At 70.1% G+C, this 14,491-nt stretch carries 13 protein-coding genes; 6 read left to right on the top strand and 7 right to left on the bottom strand.

What is annotated here, in order from left to right:
• Positions 1-32: 32 nt before the first annotated feature.
• Both ACILR4_RS15600 and ACILR4_RS15595 read left to right on the top strand, forming a co-directional pair.
• Positions 33-275 (top strand): FitA-like ribbon-helix-helix domain-containing protein, encoded by a 243-nt coding sequence (locus ACILR4_RS15600; protein WP_395701771.1) that lies wholly within the window; start codon positions 33-35, stop codon positions 273-275.
• Positions 272-667: a type II toxin-antitoxin system VapC family toxin gene (locus ACILR4_RS15595; protein WP_395701770.1), complete on the top strand. Its 396-nt coding sequence runs from the start codon at positions 272-274 to the stop codon at positions 665-667. The genes ACILR4_RS15600 and ACILR4_RS15595 overlap by 4 nt, the downstream gene beginning before the upstream one ends.
• A gap of 58 nt (positions 668-725) precedes the next feature.
• Here ACILR4_RS15595 and ACILR4_RS15590 read toward each other — a convergent pair whose 3' ends face one another.
• Positions 726-5,549: an NAD-glutamate dehydrogenase gene (locus ACILR4_RS15590; protein ID WP_395701769.1), complete on the bottom strand. Its 4,824-nt coding sequence runs from the start codon at positions 5,547-5,549 to the stop codon at positions 726-728.
• An 84-nt stretch (positions 5,550-5,633) separates the two neighbouring features.
• Between ACILR4_RS15590 and ACILR4_RS15585 the strand changes: the two genes are divergently transcribed.
• Together ACILR4_RS15585 and ACILR4_RS15580 are read left to right on the top strand one after the other, a co-directional pair.
• Entirely contained in the window at positions 5,634-6,656 is a 1,023-nt protein-coding gene (locus ACILR4_RS15585; protein ID WP_395701768.1) for a hypothetical protein, read from the top strand.
• A gap of 113 nt (positions 6,657-6,769) precedes the next feature.
• Complete coding sequence (locus ACILR4_RS15580; RefSeq protein ID WP_395701767.1) at positions 6,770-7,264, top strand: Crp/Fnr family transcriptional regulator; 495 nt, start codon at positions 6,770-6,772, stop codon at positions 7,262-7,264.
• A 16-nt stretch (positions 7,265-7,280) separates the two neighbouring features.
• Here the strand turns inward: ACILR4_RS15580 and ACILR4_RS15575 are convergent, their stop codons facing one another.
• Positions 7,281-7,706: a hypothetical protein gene (locus tag ACILR4_RS15575; protein WP_395701766.1), complete on the bottom strand. Its 426-nt coding sequence runs from the start codon at positions 7,704-7,706 to the stop codon at positions 7,281-7,283.
• Positions 7,707-7,813: 107 nt separating this feature from the next.
• On the opposite strand from ACILR4_RS15575, the gene ybaL reads away from it, so the two are divergent.
• A complete protein-coding gene (gene ybaL / locus ACILR4_RS15570; protein WP_395701765.1) occupies positions 7,814-9,547 on the top strand; it encodes a YbaL family putative K(+) efflux transporter in 1,734 nt (577 codons plus the stop codon).
• Positions 9,548-9,556: 9 nt separating this feature from the next.
• On the opposite strand, the gene ACILR4_RS15565 is transcribed toward ybaL, so the two are convergent.
• Genes ACILR4_RS15565 through ACILR4_RS15550 form a run of 4 tightly spaced genes read right to left on the bottom strand, consistent with a single transcriptional unit; the run spans position 9,557 to position 12,939 of the window.
• Positions 9,557-10,681 (bottom strand): PQQ-dependent sugar dehydrogenase, encoded by a 1,125-nt coding sequence (locus ACILR4_RS15565; protein ID WP_395701764.1) that lies wholly within the window; start codon positions 10,679-10,681, stop codon positions 9,557-9,559.
• 11 nt (positions 10,682-10,692) lie between these two features.
• Positions 10,693-11,052, bottom strand: a complete 360-nt coding sequence (locus ACILR4_RS15560; RefSeq protein WP_395701763.1) for a hypothetical protein — start codon at positions 11,050-11,052, stop codon at positions 10,693-10,695.
• Between the two features lie 36 nt (positions 11,053-11,088).
• Positions 11,089-12,018, bottom strand: a complete 930-nt coding sequence (gene rocF / locus ACILR4_RS15555; protein ID WP_395701762.1) for an arginase — start codon at positions 12,016-12,018, stop codon at positions 11,089-11,091.
• Positions 12,019-12,033: 15 nt separating this feature from the next.
• The gene (locus tag ACILR4_RS15550) at positions 12,034-12,939 is read right to left on the bottom strand and encodes a TIGR00730 family Rossman fold protein (protein ID WP_395701761.1); all 906 of its coding nucleotides are present in this window, start codon (positions 12,937-12,939) and stop codon (positions 12,034-12,036) included.
• 69 nt (positions 12,940-13,008) lie between these two features.
• On the opposite strand from ACILR4_RS15550, the gene ACILR4_RS15545 reads away from it, so the two are divergent.
• Positions 13,009-13,689: an HAD family hydrolase gene (locus ACILR4_RS15545; RefSeq protein WP_395701760.1), complete on the top strand. Its 681-nt coding sequence runs from the start codon at positions 13,009-13,011 to the stop codon at positions 13,687-13,689.
• 14 nt (positions 13,690-13,703) lie between these two features.
• Here the strand turns inward: ACILR4_RS15545 and ACILR4_RS15540 are convergent, their stop codons facing one another.
• On the bottom strand, positions 13,704-14,468 hold the full coding sequence (locus tag ACILR4_RS15540) for a HesA/MoeB/ThiF family protein (RefSeq protein WP_395701759.1): 765 nt from the start codon (positions 14,466-14,468) through the stop codon (positions 13,704-13,706).
• Between the last annotated feature and the right edge of the window lie 23 nt (positions 14,469-14,491).

Here is a 14,491-nt window from a genome sequence, read left to right as displayed (position 1 = left end):
AATGGTGTCATTGCAGTAGCCGGAGCGATCCAGTGCCCACCAACCTGACCCTCAAGGGCGTACCGGATGAGGTGTACGAACGCCTGAAGATCTCGGCCAGCGTGAACCACCGCAGCCTCAACAGCGAGATCATTGCTCGCCTGGAGGCGCAGGTGCTCCCCAGGCGGTCTGCCGCCGAGCAACTGGCGGCCATTCGGGCGACAAGAAGCCGCCTGTCCAAGATCGCCTTTGACCACGATGTGATCGATCGAGCAAAACGCGAGGGGCGGGCGTGATCGTCGTTGACGTCAACGTTCTGGCTTACCTCTTGATCCCGGGCAAATTCACCGACGCTGCCGAGCAGTTGCTGGAAGAAGATCCGAATTGGGTTGCGCCGCGGCTTTGGCGCAGCGAACTTCGGAACATCCTCGCAAACTATCTGCGGGTCGATCAGATGGAGGTGGCTGACGCGGCGCTCATCTTTCAGCGCGCCGCGGAGTTGCTGGGGGCCGAGGAGTACGAAGTGGAAACGACCGACGTCCTTCGCCTGAGCAAGGCAAGCAAGTGCTCGGCCTACGACTGCGAGTACGTCGCGCTTGCCGAGTTCCTGGATCTGCCGCTGGTGACGGCCGATGGCAAGCTCGCGAAGGCGTTTCCGCGACGCACGAGATTGCTGTCGGGCGCCTAAGGTCTAAGCTGACGCCACAGCGGGCCGGCCGTGGACGGCGCCGCGACGACAGTGCCCGTCACCCCAACGCCCGCAACTCCCGCAACGCCACCGACAGCATCGCCACATCCGGCTTCGGCACCGCCCGCAGTTCGCCCACCAGTTGCGCCGCGCGGTCCAGCGCGCGCTGGTTCTGCGCGGCCCAACCGGCCACCAGCGTCGCGGCGTCGGCACTGGCCGGCGCGCCGGCGAACACGGCGCTGGTGATGCTGCGCTGCAGGCTGCTCAGGTCGTCGGCCATCGCGCCGCGGGCCAGCAGGCGCCAGTGCTGGTCGGCCGGCAGTTCGCCGATGCGGTCGCGCAGCCAGGGCAGGCCCAGGCGGCTGGAGAGTTCGAAGTGCACCGCGGCCACCGTCTCGGCGCTGCGCTGGGCCTGCGCGGCGACCTCGACGATGTCCAGGGCCGCGTACAACGGATGCAATTGCACGACGCGCTGCGCGGTCTCGAGCGGCACGCCGCGCGACTGGTAGGCGGCCAGCGCGGCCTGTTCGCGGCTGCGTTCCTCGGGCTCCAGCAGCGCCGAGAGGCTGTTCGACAAGGCCTGCACGCCGGGCTGGAAGTGCGCGATGGTCGTGCCCATGTCCTCGGCCAGCCGGCGCGAGCGCAGGAACCACTTGGTGCCGCGCTCCAGGTGCAGCGTGATGTCGATCAGCATCTGCGCCTGCACCGCATCGTCGACCTGGTTGTCCAGCGCCTCGATGGCCAGCCACAGCGGCACGATGCCGAAGACCTCGCGGCTGATCAGGTAGGCGCGCACGATCTCGTGCGGCCGCGCGCCGGTGGTTTCGCACAGCCGGTGCACGAAGGTGGCGCCCACGCGGTTCAGCGCGCTGTTGGTGACGTGGGTGGCGATGATCTCGCGCTTGAGCGGGTGGCGCGGCATCCAGGCGCCGAACTTTTCCTTCAGCAGTGGCGGGAAGTAACGCTCCAAGGCCGTGGCCACCCAGGGATCGTCCGGCAGGGCCGAGTGCAGCAGCTCGTCGTACAGCCACATCTTGGCGTAGGCCAGCAGCACCGCCAGTTCGGGCCGGGTCAGGCCGGCGCCGCGCTGGCGGCGTTCGGCCAGCGTGTCGTCGTCGGGCAGGTATTCGATGGCGCGGTTCAGCCGGCCGGCCTTCTCCAGCATCTGCATGAAGCGGGTCTGCGCGTCCAGCAGCTGCGGCGCCACGCGGCCCATCAGCGAGAGCACCTGGGTCTGGAAGACGTTGTCGCGCAGCACCAGCGCGGCCACGTCGTCGGTCATCGTCGGCAGCAGGCTGTTGCGCTGCTTCTCGGTGAGCTCGCCCTCGGCCACCGCCAGGCCCAGCAGGATCTTGATGTTGACCTCGTGGTCGGAGGTGTCGACGCCCGCGGAGTTGTCGATCGCATCGGTGTTGATGCGGCCGCCGGCCAGCGCGTACTCGATGCGCCCGCGCTGCGTGCAGCCGAGGTTGCCGCCTTCGGCGAAGACCTTGCAGCGCAGCTCGCTGCCGTTGACGCGCAGGCCGTCGTTGGCGCGGTCGCCCACCTGCGCATGCGTCTCGTCGCTGGCCTTCACGTAGGTGCCGATGCCGCCGTTGTAGATCAGGTCGACCGGCGCCTTCAGGATGGCGTTGACCAGCTCGGTCGGCGTCATCGCCTCGACCTGCACCTGCAGCAGCGCCTGCACCTGCGGCGTCAGCGCGATGGACTTGGCGCTGCGCGCATGGATGCCGCCGCCGGCGGAGATGAGGCTCGCGTCGTAGTCGGCCCACGAGGAGCGCGGCAGCTTGAACAGCCGCTCGCGTTCGGTGAAGCTGCGCGCCGCATCGGGCGCGGGGTCGAGGAAGATGTGGCGGTGGTCGAAGGCGGCCACCAGGCGGATGTGGCGCGACAGCAGCATGCCGTTGCCGAACACGTCGCCGGACATGTCGCCGATGCCGGCGACCGTGAAGTCCTGGCTCTGCGTGTCGACGCCCATCTCGCGGAAATGGCGCTTCACCGATTCCCAGGCGCCGCGGGCGGTGATGCCCATCGCCTTGTGGTCGTAGCCGATCGAGCCGCCGGAGGCGAAGGCGTCGCCCAGCCAGTGGCCGTACTCGTGGCTGATGGCGTTGGCGTAGTCGCTGAAGGTGGCGGTGCCCTTGTCGGCCGCCACCACCAGGTAGGGGTCGTCGCCGTCGTGGCGGCGCACGTCAGGCGGCGGCACCACCGCGCCATTGCGCAGGTTGTCGGTGATGTCGAGCAGGCCGCGCAGGTAGTCCTGGTAGCAGGCCACGCCTTCCTTCATGAAGGCCTCGCGGTCGCCTGCCGCGGGCGCGCGCTTGAGCACGAAGCCACCCTTGCTGCCCACCGGCACGATGACGGTGTTCTTCACCATCTGCGCCTTCACCAGGCCCAGCACCTCGGTGCGGAAATCCTCCGGCCGGTCGGACCAGCGCAGGCCGCCGCGTGCGACCCGGCCGCCGCGCAGGTGCACGCCTTCGAAGCGGGTGGCGTAGACGAAGATCTCGAACATCGGCTTGGGCGCCGGCAGGCCGGGCACCTGGGCCGAGTCGAACTTGAACGAGAGGTAGCTGCGGCGGCGCCAGAAGTTGGTGCGCGTGGTGGCCAGGATCAGGCCGAGGTACTGGCGCAGCACGCGGTCTTCGGACAGGTTGTCCACCTGCTCCAGCGCGGCCTCGATGGCCTGCTGCAGCGCGGCCGCGCGGGTGTCGGCCTCGGCCCCGCCGGCGGGGTCGAAGCGGGCGACGAACAGCTCGACCAGCTGGCGCGCGATGGCCGCATGCGCCACCAGCGTGGTCTCGATGAAGGCCTGCGACAGCGCGAAGCCGATCTGCCGCATGTACTTGGCGTAGGCGCGCAGCACCACCACCTGCGCAGCCGGCAGTCGTGCGGCCACGACCAGGCGGTTGAAGTCGTCGTTCTCGACATCGCCGCGCAGCACCGCGCCGAAGGCTTCCTCGAACACCGCGTGCAGCGCGTCGACCTCGACTTCGCCCGCCGCACCGGCCAGGCCATCGGCCAGCTGCAGCCCGAAGTCGTGGATCCACACCGGCGCGGCATCGCCCTGGGGCGTGACGCGGTACGGATGCTCGTCCAGCACCTTCATGCCCAGGTGTTCGAGCATCGGCAGGCTGACCGACAAAGTGAGCGGCCGACCCAGGTGCAGCAGCTTGAAGCGCAGCGTGCCGGGGGCGGCTTCGAGCGGGCGGTACAGGCGCATCGCCACCGGCTGCGCCGGGCTCAGGCCGGCCATCAGCAGGATGTCGGGCACCGCGGCGCGGGCCGCGAATTCCTCTCGATAGCCGGCCGGGAAGGCACCGCCGTACTGGCGCAGCAGCGCGACGCCGCGCGCCTCGCCGGCGTTGTCGACCAGCGCGGCCTTGAGGTCGTCGTCCCAGCGCCGTGCCGCGGCGATCAGGCTGGCCTCGATCTCGCGCACGTCGTAGCTGGCGATCTTGCCGGGCTCGGTGCGCACGGTGATGTGGATGCGCGCCAGTGCCGATTCGGACAGGCTGACGTTGAACTCCGAGCTGATGCCGTTGAAGGCGCGCAGCAGGATGGCCTGCCACTTCTGCCGCAGCTCGGTGGTGTAGTTCTCGCGCGGCGCGAAGATCAGGCAGGCGATGAAGCGCTCGAAGGGGTCGCGCCGCAGGAACAGCCGGAAGCGTTGCCGCTCGCCCAGGTGCAGGATGCCGGTGGCGGTGTGCAGCAGCTCGTCGGTGCTGGTCTGGAACAGCTCGTCGCGCGGGTAGGTGTCGAGGATGTTGATCAGCGCCTTGCCGGCATGGCTGCCCGGCGCCAGGCCGGCGCGCGCCACCACGTCGGCCACCTTGCGCCGCAGCAGCGGAATCTCGGCCGGGTTGGCGCTGTAGGCGGTGGAGGTGAAGAGGCCGAGGAAGCGGTCTTCCCCGCTGACCTGGCCGTTCTCGTCGAAGCGCTTGACGGCGATGTAGTCCAGGTAGCCCGGCCGGTGCACGGTGCAGCGCGCGGTGGACTTGGTCACCACCAGCAGCTCGGGCCGGCGCGCATACGCGCGTACTTCGGGCGGTAGGGCCGAGAAGGCCGGAATCGCATCCAGCGACTTCACCTCGCGCAGGATGCCCAGGCTGGTGCCCGGAATCACGCTGAGCCGGTCTTCGCCATCGACGCTGGCCAGCGCGTGGCTGCGGTGGCCGAGGAAGGTGAAGTGATTGTCGACCAGCCAGCGCAGGAAGGCCTGGCCCTCGGCCAGCTCCTGCGGCGGCAGCGGCGGCGGGTGCTTGTCCAGCCGCTCGACGATTGCCAGTGCCTGCTGACGCATCGCCGGCCAGTCGGTCACCGCCAGGCGCACGTCGCCCAGCACGCGGGTCAGGTCGGCGGCCAGCGCCTCGAGCCTCGCGGCCTCCGGCACGCGGTCGACCTCCACATGGATGAAGGATTCGCGCAGCGGGCCCTCGGGCTGCTGCAGCGTGCCGTCGGCATCGCGCTGCACGCCGAGGATCGGGTGGACGATCAGGTGCAGCGTCAGCCCGTGGCGGTTGACTTCCATCGTCACCGAGTCGACGAGGAAGGGCATGTCGTCGTTGACGATCTCGACGACCGTGTGCGTCGACTGCCAGCCATGCTCGGCCAGGGTCGGGTTGAACACCCGCACCTTCACCTGGCCGGGCTCGCGCTTGCGCGCGAAGTGCCAGTGCGACAAGGCCGCGCCGTAGAGATCGCCGGCCTCATGCTCGGCCATGTCCTCGGGGTCGACCTGCCCGTAGTACTGGCGGGTGAAGGCCGCGAGCGTCTCGTGCTGCTCGGGCGGGAGCCGGCTGGTGATCAGCTGGATCACGGGGTCCAGCGGCTGCGGGGTGCCGCCGGCCGGGGCGCTTGCTGCTGTTGTTGTCGTCGGCATGTGGTTGTCTCCGGTTGCCGCTGGCCGACTCTAACTCGCGCTGCACACGCCGGGTAGGCGGATCGCCGCAGGCAGAATAGGTCGATGCCTTCTTCGCATCGAATCCACCGCCTGCCGGCGCTGCCGCTGCTGGGCTACTGCGCGTTGGCGATGCCGGCTGTGACGATCACGCCCGACCAGTTGTTCGATTGGGCACAAGGCCACTATCCCACCCTGTTTCCGGCCGGTTCGGTGAGTTTCCCGTGGGTCGACGCTGGCGTGCACTACACGCTGCGCCACTACCCGGGCACCGGCAACTACCTCGGCGTCGCCGACGATGGCGGGGTCTATGCGCTGGGGGACTTCACGGCGAACCGTATCCAGGGCCTTGGGCCGCTATCGGCCTTCGCCTGCCAGGTGGCGCCGGGGCGGTGCGTGGGGTCGAATCCGCTGGCCAGCGGTCCCTTGTATGCGTGCGCCGACGCGCAGTGGAACGATCACCCGGACGGCTTCCACATCACGATTCGCTACCGGCGCAGCGGTTATGCCGACGACGAGCTTGTCGACGACACGGTCACGGAAGGCATGACGGTCTTCGAGGGACAGAACGTGCGCCAGATCACCGAGCTGATGACCTACACGCGGCAGGTCAATGGCCAGACGCAGACGGCGACGAACCGCTCGACGCGCTATGAGGTGAGGCTCGACGGCGGGCACTATCTGTCGGCGGGCAGCATCGTCGAATCCAGCGGTCCTGCGGGGCAATCGACTGCGCGGCAGGTCTACCAGCCCTTGATGCCGCACCCTGAGCGAAGCCTGGGCATCGGGCAGAGCGTCACAGTGTCAGCCATCAAGACGGTGACGCCGCTGGTGCCCGCAGGACAGCCGCCGAGCGACGCGCCGGTGCAGACGATGACGACGTTCGAGGCGCGCGAAACCATCGCAGTCCAAGGGCGCAGCTTCGACACCTGCCGCCTGCGCATCGTCGACGCCACCTCGCCTTCGACCTACACGCTGGTCTGGATGCTGCCGGGCAAGGGCGTCGCCGCGAAGTGGATTGCCGTCCGCCCCGGTGCGATCCAGCTGGTGGAGATGCTGTCGGGCAGCTTCGGCGGCGTACCCCTCTAGCGCGAGTCGGGGCGTGGCCGAGTGACTTCCGGCACCCGCCCGGGGGCTTCACCGCGGGGCGCCGCGCCGTACACTGGTTTTGCGCGCCACGGCGTGGTGCGCAGGAGCCCGCGATGCACACCGTCCGCATCGAATTGCTGCAGCAGATGCCGATCTTCGGCGCCATCCGCGAGGACGCGCTCGAATACTTGCTGGAGCCGGCCACCTCGGTGTTCATGCAGGCGGGCCAGTACTTCTTCCGCGAAGGCGACACCGCGCAATCGATGTACGTGCTGGAGGCCGGCCGCGTGGCGGTGACCAAGCGCTGGGAAGGGCGCGAGATGCTGCTGCGCCACTTCGAGAGTGGCGATTGCTTTGGCGAGATGGGGCTGGTGGACCTGTTCCCGCGCAGCGCCTCGGTGCAGGCGGTGGACGACTGCACCGCGATCGAGCTGACCTCGGCGCACCTGCTGCGGCTGTTCGAGAAGGACCTCGAACAGTTCGCGCTGATCCAGATGAACCTGGCGCGCGAGATGAGCCGGCGCCTGCGCATGACCGACGAGCTGCTGTTCCGCACCCGCATGGGCGAGGCGCCGACGACGCCGGCGCCGGTGTTCCGCACGACCTGAGGCTGCGCCCGGCGTCTCAGCGCAGCGCGGTCGTCAGGTCCTTCCAGGCCTGTGGGTCCTGCGCCTTCAGCGCCTGCAGTTCGGCGCGCAGGCGGTCCAGGCGCTGCGTGGCCGAAGCCTGCTTGATCTGCGCCACCTCGGCGGCCAGCGCGCGGAAGTCCTGGATGCGCGGATCGTTCGCCGTTTTCGGCAGCGCTTCGCCCAGCGCGGCCACGGCCTCCATCAGGCGGCCGATCTGGCGACCATAGCTGTGGCGGCTGACGACGCTCTGCTCGACCTCGGGCGCGCTGGAGTTCTGCTGGTTGACGATCAGGTTGCCGAAGGTCCAGCCCGGGTTGATCGGCTGCGTCAGCCGGTCGGGGCCGAAACTGATCTGCGGCATCGGCCAGTTCAGGGGCCAGGGCCAGCCGAAGCTCGGGGGGGCGGTGGTGTCGGTGCTCATGCGGGACTCCCGTTGGACAGGGGGAAAGTAATGCTCAAAACGAGCGGCTGCAAGCAATACGTGACAACCGCTGTCGGAAACCTGTCATCGACCTTTACACTGCGCCGATGGACCACGCCGTACCCCTGATCACCACGCTGGCCGCCGGCTTCGGCCTGGCTTTCGTGCTCGGCCTGGTCGCGGTGAAACTGAAGCTGCCGGCCTTGGTGGGCTACCTGGTCGCGGGCATCCTGATCGGTCCGGCCACGCCGGGCTTCGTGGCCGATGTCAAGCTGGCCAGCGAGATTGCCGAGATCGGCATCATGCTGCTGATGTTCGGCGTCGGCCTGCACTTCTCGCTGCAGGACCTGCTGGCGGTGCGGCGCATCGCGCTGCCCGGCGCGGTGGTGCAGATGGTGTTCGCCACCGCGCTGGGCGCCGGCGCGGCCTTGTACTGGGGCTGGGCCCTGCCCGGCGCGCTGGTGTTCGGGCTGGCGCTGTCGGTGGCCAGCACCGTGGTGCTGCTGAAGGCGCTGGAAGCGCAGCACCTGCTGGAGACGCCCAACGGCCGCATCGCCGTGGGCTGGCTCGTGGTGGAAGACCTGGCGATGGTGCTGGTGCTGGTGCTGCTGCCGCCGATTGGCCAGATGCTGGGCGCGGCGCCGACGGGGGCGCCAGCGGGGCAAGGGCCGGTCGCGGGCGGTGCGCTGTGGCTCTCGCTCGGCAAGACCCTGCTGGCGGTGGCCGCCTTCGTGGCGCTGATGCTGCTGCTGGGCCGCCGCTTCTTTCCGTGGCTGCTGTGGCAGGTCACCCGCACCGGCTCGCGCGAGCTGTTCACCTTGTGCGTGGTGATGGCGGCCATCACCATCGCCTACGGCTCGGCCAAGCTGTTCGGCGTGTCGTTCGCGCTGGGGGCCTTCTTCGCCGGCATGGTGCTGCGCGAGTCCGAGTTCAGCCACCGCGCGGCCGAGGAAACGCTGCCGCTGCGCGATGCCTTCGCGGTGCTGTTCTTCGTCTCGGTGGGCATGCTGTTCGATCCGGCCATCCTGCTGCAGCAGCCGCTGCAGGTGCTGGGCGTGGTGCTGATCATCGTGCTCGGCAAGTCGATCGCCGCGGCGCTGCTGGTGCTGGGGCTGGGCTACCCGCTGAACACCGCGCTGGCGGTGTCGGCCAGCCTGGCGCAGATCGGCGAGTTCTCGTTCATCCTGGCCGGGCTGGGCGTGTCGCTGGGACTGCTGTCGCCGCAGGGGCAGAGCCTGATCCTGGCCGGCGCGCTGATCTCGATCGCGATCAACCCGCTGGTGTTCTCGGCCATCGAGCCGCTGCAGCGCTGGCTGCGCGCGCGTTCGCCGCTGGCGCGCAAGCTGGAACAGCGCGACGACCCGCTGGCCGAGCTGCCGCAGGACACCGACCGCCGCTACCTGGCCCACCAGGTGGTGCTGGTCGGCTACGGCCGCGTGGGCCGGCGCATCGCGCAGCTGCTGCGCGAGCAGGGCCTGCCCTTCGTGGTGGCCGACGAGAACCGCGAGCTGGTGGAACAGTTGCGCGCCGAGGGCCAGGCCGCGGTGTTCGGCGATGCCGCGGTGCCCGAGACGCTGGTGCAGGCCCATATCGCCGACGCCCGCATGCTGGTGATCGCGACGCCGCAGACCCTGCTGGTGCGGCAGATGGTCGACACCGCGCGGGGGCTGAACCCGCAGATCGAGGTGATCGTGCGCAGCCACAACGCGCAGGAGGCCGAGCTGATCGAGCGCGATGGCCTGGGCACCGTGTTCGTCGGCGAACGCGAGCTGGCGCAGGCCATGGGCCGGCATGTGCTGGCGCGGCTGCAGGGCGGGGCGGCACAGGCGCATGCCGCCTAATGCCAAAGATCAGCGGCCAGCCGGCGCCGCGTAGCGGATGCGGTAGATCGCACCGGCGTGGTCGTCGGAGACCAGCAGCGAACCGTCGGGCGCCACCAGCACGTCGGCCGGCCGGCCCCAGACGTTCTCGCCCTGCAGCCAGCCGCTGGCAAACGGCGCGTAGGACACCGCCTTGTCGCCCTGCAGCGTGACCACGCTGATGCGGTAGCCGATGCGGCGCGAGCGGTTCCACGAACCATGCTCGGCAATGAACACCTGGCCGCGGTAGGCGGGCGGGAACTGCGTGCCGGTGTAGAAGCGCAGGCCGAGCGATGCCACGTGCGGCCCCAGCGCCTGCACCGGCGGCGTGAACTCGCTGCAGGGGCGCTTCGCGCCGAATTCGGGGTCGGCCAGCGTGCCGCCATGGCAGTACGGGTAGCCGAAGTGCAGGCCCGCGCGCGGTGCATGGTTCAGCTCGTCGGGCGGCAGGTCGTCGCCCAGCATGTCGCGGCCGTTGTCGGTGAACCAGAGCGTCTTGCTCTGCGGATGCCAGTCGAAGCCGACCGTGTTGCGTACGCCGCGCGCGAAGGTTTCGAGCTTCGAGCCGTCGGCGGCCATGCGCAGGATGGTCGCGTAGCGATCGGGGTCGGGCTCGCAGATGTTGCACGGCGCACCCACCGGCACGTACAGCCAGCCATCCGGGCCGAAGGCGATGAACTTCCAGCCATGGTGGGCTTCCTTGGGCAGGTCGTCGCGCAGCACCACCGGCGCCGGCGGCCGGGCCAGCCGCGCGCCGATGTTGTCGTAGCGCAGGATGCGGCTCACGGCCGAGACATACAGGCTGCCGTCGCGGTAGGCCACCCCCACCGGGCGGGTCAGGCCACTGGCGACCACATGCAGCGCGCCGGCCTGGCCCTGGGCATCGAGCTCCAGCGCGTGCACCTTGCCTTCCTGCATCGAACCGACGTACAGCACCTGGCCGCCGTCGGGCCGCGCATCGCCCCAGGCCATCTGCCGCGCGTTCGGCACGCGGGCCAGCAACTCGATGGTGAAGCCGGGTGGCAGCTGGATCTGCGCCAGCGGGAGCTCGGCGGCGGGGCTGGCGCCGGCCAGCAACGCGAGCAGCGCGAACAGCAGGGATGCGAATCGGTTCATCGTGCGGACCTTCAGTGACCTGGGGGCATGAGCCTGCGCAGGAGCTCGGCCGCCCAGGGCGGCAGCGTGCGGTCGAAGGCCTCGGCCTGGGTGTACTCGTCGCCATCGATCACCGCGCCGTGGGTGATCTCGCCGCGGCCGTGCACGGCCAGTTGCAGCCAGCCGCGTTCGGGCACGTCCCATTCGAGCAGGATGGTGCCATCGGGCTCCACCTGCAGCTGCGGCGCGCGCGGCTGGCCGACCAGCAGCGCCAACAGGCGCCGCGCCTCGGCAATGGTCTGGGCCGACGGCGCGGTCCACGCCCGCTCGGCGCCCAGCGCGGCGGCCTCGGCCAGGGCGGCGGTCAGGTCGGGCAGGGGCTCGGCAGGCATGGGCGGCAGGGGGGCGGGCCGCGCGGCGCGGGCGGGCTAACGCGCCGCCTGAGCGCGCATCAGCGTGCTCTTGCCGAACAGGCTCTCGATCAGGTCCACCGCCACCTGCGCGGTGGCGTTGCGCACGTCCAGCGCCGGGTTCAGCTCCATCACGTCAAGCGAGCCCATCGCGCCGCTGTCGGCGATCATCTCCATGCACAGCTGCGCTTCGCGGTAGGTCGGGCCGCCGCGCACCGTGGTGCCGACGCCGGGCGCCACGTCGGGGTCGAGGAAGTCGACGTCGAAGCTGACGTGCAGGTGGGTGTTGGCGTCCAGCGTGGCCAGCGCCAGCTCCATCGCGTGGCGCATGCCCATCTCGTCGATGTAGCGCATGTCGAACACCTCCAGGCCCATCTGGTGCACCAGGCGTTTCTCGCCGGCATCGACCGAGCGGATGCCGATCTGGCGGATCCACTTCGGGTTGATGGCCGGCACCTGGCCGCCGATCTCGATCAGCGCCTGCGGGCCCAGCCCGCACAGGCAGGCCACCGGCATGCCGTGGATGTTGCCGCTGGGCGTGAGCTCGTTGGTGTTGAAGTCGGCATGCGCGTCGAGCCACAGCACGCGCAGCTTCCTGCCCACCGCACGGCAATGGCGTGCCACCGCGCTGATCGAGCCCAGGCCCAGGCAATGGTCGCCGCCCAGCAGGATGGGCAGGCGGCCGGCCTGCAGCTCGGCGTACACCGCGTCGTGCACCAGGCGGTTCCAGGCCACCACTTCATCGAGGTGGCGGTAGCCCTGCACCGGCGGCAGCCAGGGGTTGGCCGGGCCGTTGAGGTTGCCGCGGTCCACCACCTCGAGGCCGTGGCCTTCGAGGATGGTCTGGATGTTGGCCACGCGCAGGGCTTCGGGTCCCATGCTCGCGCCGCGGCTGCCGGCGCCGATGTCGGTGGGCGCCCCGATCAGGCTGACGTGCGGGTGGGTCATGGCGTCAGGCAGGGTTCAGATGTCGTCGGCGAACTCGCCGGTCTCGGTGGGCGCGGCGTCGAATCCGTAGTAGGCGGCCAGGCGGGCCCAGGCGTCCTCGGCGCTCTCGACGAAGTGGAACAGGTTCACGTCGCCGGGGCTGATCATGCCGGTGTCGACCAGGTGCTGGAAGTTGATCAGCTTCTCCCAGAACGCGCGGCCGAACAGCAGGATCGGCCGGCGCCGGCTCTTGCCGGTCTGGATCAGCGTCATGGTCTCGAACAGCTCGTCCAGCGTGCCGAAGCCGCCGGGGAAGCACACCAGCGCGATGCTGCGCATCACGAAATGCATCTTGCGCAGCGCGAAGTAGTGGAACTGGAAGCACAGCTCCGGCGTGATGTAGGCGTTGGGCTCCTGTTCGTGCGGCAGCACGATGTTCAGGCCGATGCTCTTGCCGCCGACGTCGAAGGCACCGCGGTTGCCGGCTTCCATGATGCCAGGGCCGCCGCCGGTGACCACGTAGATCGGCGTGTCCAGCGTGCGCGAGCGCTCGGTCACCAGCGCGGCGAAGCGGCGCGCTTCGTCGTAGAACTGGCTCATCGCCAGCGCGGTCTCGGCGCGCGCGATCGCGGCCGCGTCGCCGTGCGCGCGCGCCTGCTCGAGCCGCTGGCCGGCCACTTCCGGCGGCAGCACGCGGGCGCTGCCGAAGATCACGATCGTCGATTCGATGCCCTGCTCGGCCTGCACCAGCTCGGGCTTCAGCAACTCGAGCTGCATGCGCACCGGGCGCAGTTCCTCGCGCAGCAGGAAGTCGGTGTCGGTGAAGGCCAGCCGGTAGCTGGAGCCCGGCCCGGCATAGCGGCCGGGCTCGCGCAGGGCATGGGCTTCCTGCTCGGCACTGGGAAAGTTGCGGGCGGTCAGGTTGACTTGTGGCGTGTCCATCCCGCGCAGCTTAAGGCCAAATGCGGGCGGGTCCGGCCGCCGGTCGCGGCCCCGCTAGCATGCGCACCCATGACCCTGATGGCCCTGACCCTGGACCTGGACGACACGCTGTGGCCGGTGTGGCCGGCGATCGAGCGCGCGGAAAGCCTGCTGTGGCAATGGTTGCACCAGCATGCACCGGCCACCGCTGCGGTGCACGACACGCGCACCTTGCGCACGCTGCGCAACGAGGTCGAGCGCGCGCATCCCGAATGGCAGCACGACCTGTCGCGCATCCGGCGCGAATCGATCCGCCTGGCGCTGCAACAGCAGGGCGAAGACCCGGCGCTGGCCGATGCCGCCTTCGAGGTCTTCTTCGCCGCGCGCCAGCAGGTCGAGCTGTATGCCGACGTGCTGCCGGCGCTGGACCGGCTGGCCGCACGCTGGCCGATCCTGGCGCTGAGCAACGGCAATGCCGATGTGCAGCGGGTGGGCCTGGGGCGCTACTTCGCGGGCTCGCTCAGTGCGCGCGAGTTCGGCATCGGCAAGCCGGAGCCGGCGATCTTCCATGCGGCCTGCGAGCGCCTGGGCGCGACGCCGGACCAGGTGCTGCACATCGGCGACGACGTGGCGCTGGACATCGACGGCGCGCTGCAGGCCGGCCTGCGTGCGGCCTGGGTGCGGCGCGCCGACAGCGCGGCGCAGCCGCAGCGCGCGCCGCATCACACCGTCGCGGATCTGCTGGCGCTGGCCGAAGCGCTGGGCGCCTGATTCAGGCCGCCGGTTCAGCCCACGCGTACGCGCCGCGCCGCGCACACCGGGCAGTCGGCCTGGCGCGCGAGGCGGATCTCGCTCCATTCCATCGTCCGCGCATCCAGCATCTGCAGGCGGCCGGCCAGCGACTGGCCGATGCCGGCCAGCAGCTTCAGCGCCTCGGCTGCCTGCATCGTGCCGATGATGCCCACCAGCGGCGCGAACACGCCCATGGTCGCGCATTGCGCGTCGGCCACCGTGGCCTCGGGCGGGAACAGGCAGGCATAGCAGGGCGCTGCGGGCTGGCGCGTGTCATACACCGAGAGCTGGCCGTCGAAGCCGATGGCCGCACCCGACACCAGCGGCCTGCCATGCGCCACGCACGCGGCATTCACCGCCTGGCGGGTGCGGAAGTTGTCGCTGCAGTCGAGCACCACGTCGGCGCCGGCCACCGCCGTGTCGAGCCACTGCGCGTCGGCGCGTTGCAGCACCGGCAGCACCTGTACGTCCGGGTTGATCGCCGCAATCGCCTCGCGCGCCGATTCGGCCTTGGGCTGGCCGACGCGTGCCAGGTTGTGCGCGATCTGCCGCTGCAGGTTCGTCAGGTCCACGGTGTCGTGGTCGACCAGCGTGATGCGGCCGACGCCGGCGGTGCCCAGGTACAGCGCCACCGGCGAGCCCAGGCCGCCGGCACCGATCACCAGCGCATGCGATTGCAGCAGGCGTTGCTGGCCTTCGATGCCGATCTCGTCGAGCAGGATGTGCCGCGAGTAGCGCAGCAGCTGGGCGTCGTCCATGCGGCCAAGCATACGTCCGGCGC

The sequence above is a fragment of the Aquabacterium sp. genome, from assembly GCF_044226965.1.
Lineage (GTDB): Bacteria > Pseudomonadota > Gammaproteobacteria > Burkholderiales > Burkholderiaceae_C > Pseudaquabacterium.
The sequence above is the reverse complement of the archived record's forward strand: the minus strand, read 5'-3'. Positions and strand labels throughout refer to the sequence as shown.

What these genes read in the sequence shown, in the direction of transcription:
- ACILR4_RS15590 (WP_395701769.1), bottom strand. Translation starts at nt 5,549, where the DNA reads ATGCCGACGACAACAACAGCAGCAAGCGCCCCGGCCGGCGGCACCCCG.
- ACILR4_RS15585 (WP_395701768.1), top strand. Translation starts at nt 5,634, where the DNA reads ATGCCTTCTTCGCATCGAATCCACCGCCTGCCGGCGCTGCCGCTGCTG.
- ACILR4_RS15580 (WP_395701767.1), top strand. Translation starts at nt 6,770, where the DNA reads ATGCACACCGTCCGCATCGAATTGCTGCAGCAGATGCCGATCTTCGGC.
- ACILR4_RS15575 (WP_395701766.1), bottom strand. Translation starts at nt 7,706, where the DNA reads ATGAGCACCGACACCACCGCCCCCCCGAGCTTCGGCTGGCCCTGGCCC.
- ybaL (WP_395701765.1), top strand. Translation starts at nt 7,814, where the DNA reads ATGGACCACGCCGTACCCCTGATCACCACGCTGGCCGCCGGCTTCGGC.
- ACILR4_RS15565 (WP_395701764.1), bottom strand. Translation starts at nt 10,681, where the DNA reads ATGAACCGATTCGCATCCCTGCTGTTCGCGCTGCTCGCGTTGCTGGCC.
- ACILR4_RS15560 (WP_395701763.1), bottom strand. Translation starts at nt 11,052, where the DNA reads ATGCCTGCCGAGCCCCTGCCCGACCTGACCGCCGCCCTGGCCGAGGCC.
- rocF (WP_395701762.1), bottom strand. Translation starts at nt 12,018, where the DNA reads ATGACCCACCCGCACGTCAGCCTGATCGGGGCGCCCACCGACATCGGC.
- ACILR4_RS15550 (WP_395701761.1), bottom strand. Translation starts at nt 12,939, where the DNA reads ATGGACACGCCACAAGTCAACCTGACCGCCCGCAACTTTCCCAGTGCC.
- ACILR4_RS15545 (WP_395701760.1), top strand. Translation starts at nt 13,009, where the DNA reads ATGACCCTGATGGCCCTGACCCTGGACCTGGACGACACGCTGTGGCCG.
- ACILR4_RS15540 (WP_395701759.1), bottom strand. Translation starts at nt 14,468, where the DNA reads ATGGACGACGCCCAGCTGCTGCGCTACTCGCGGCACATCCTGCTCGAC.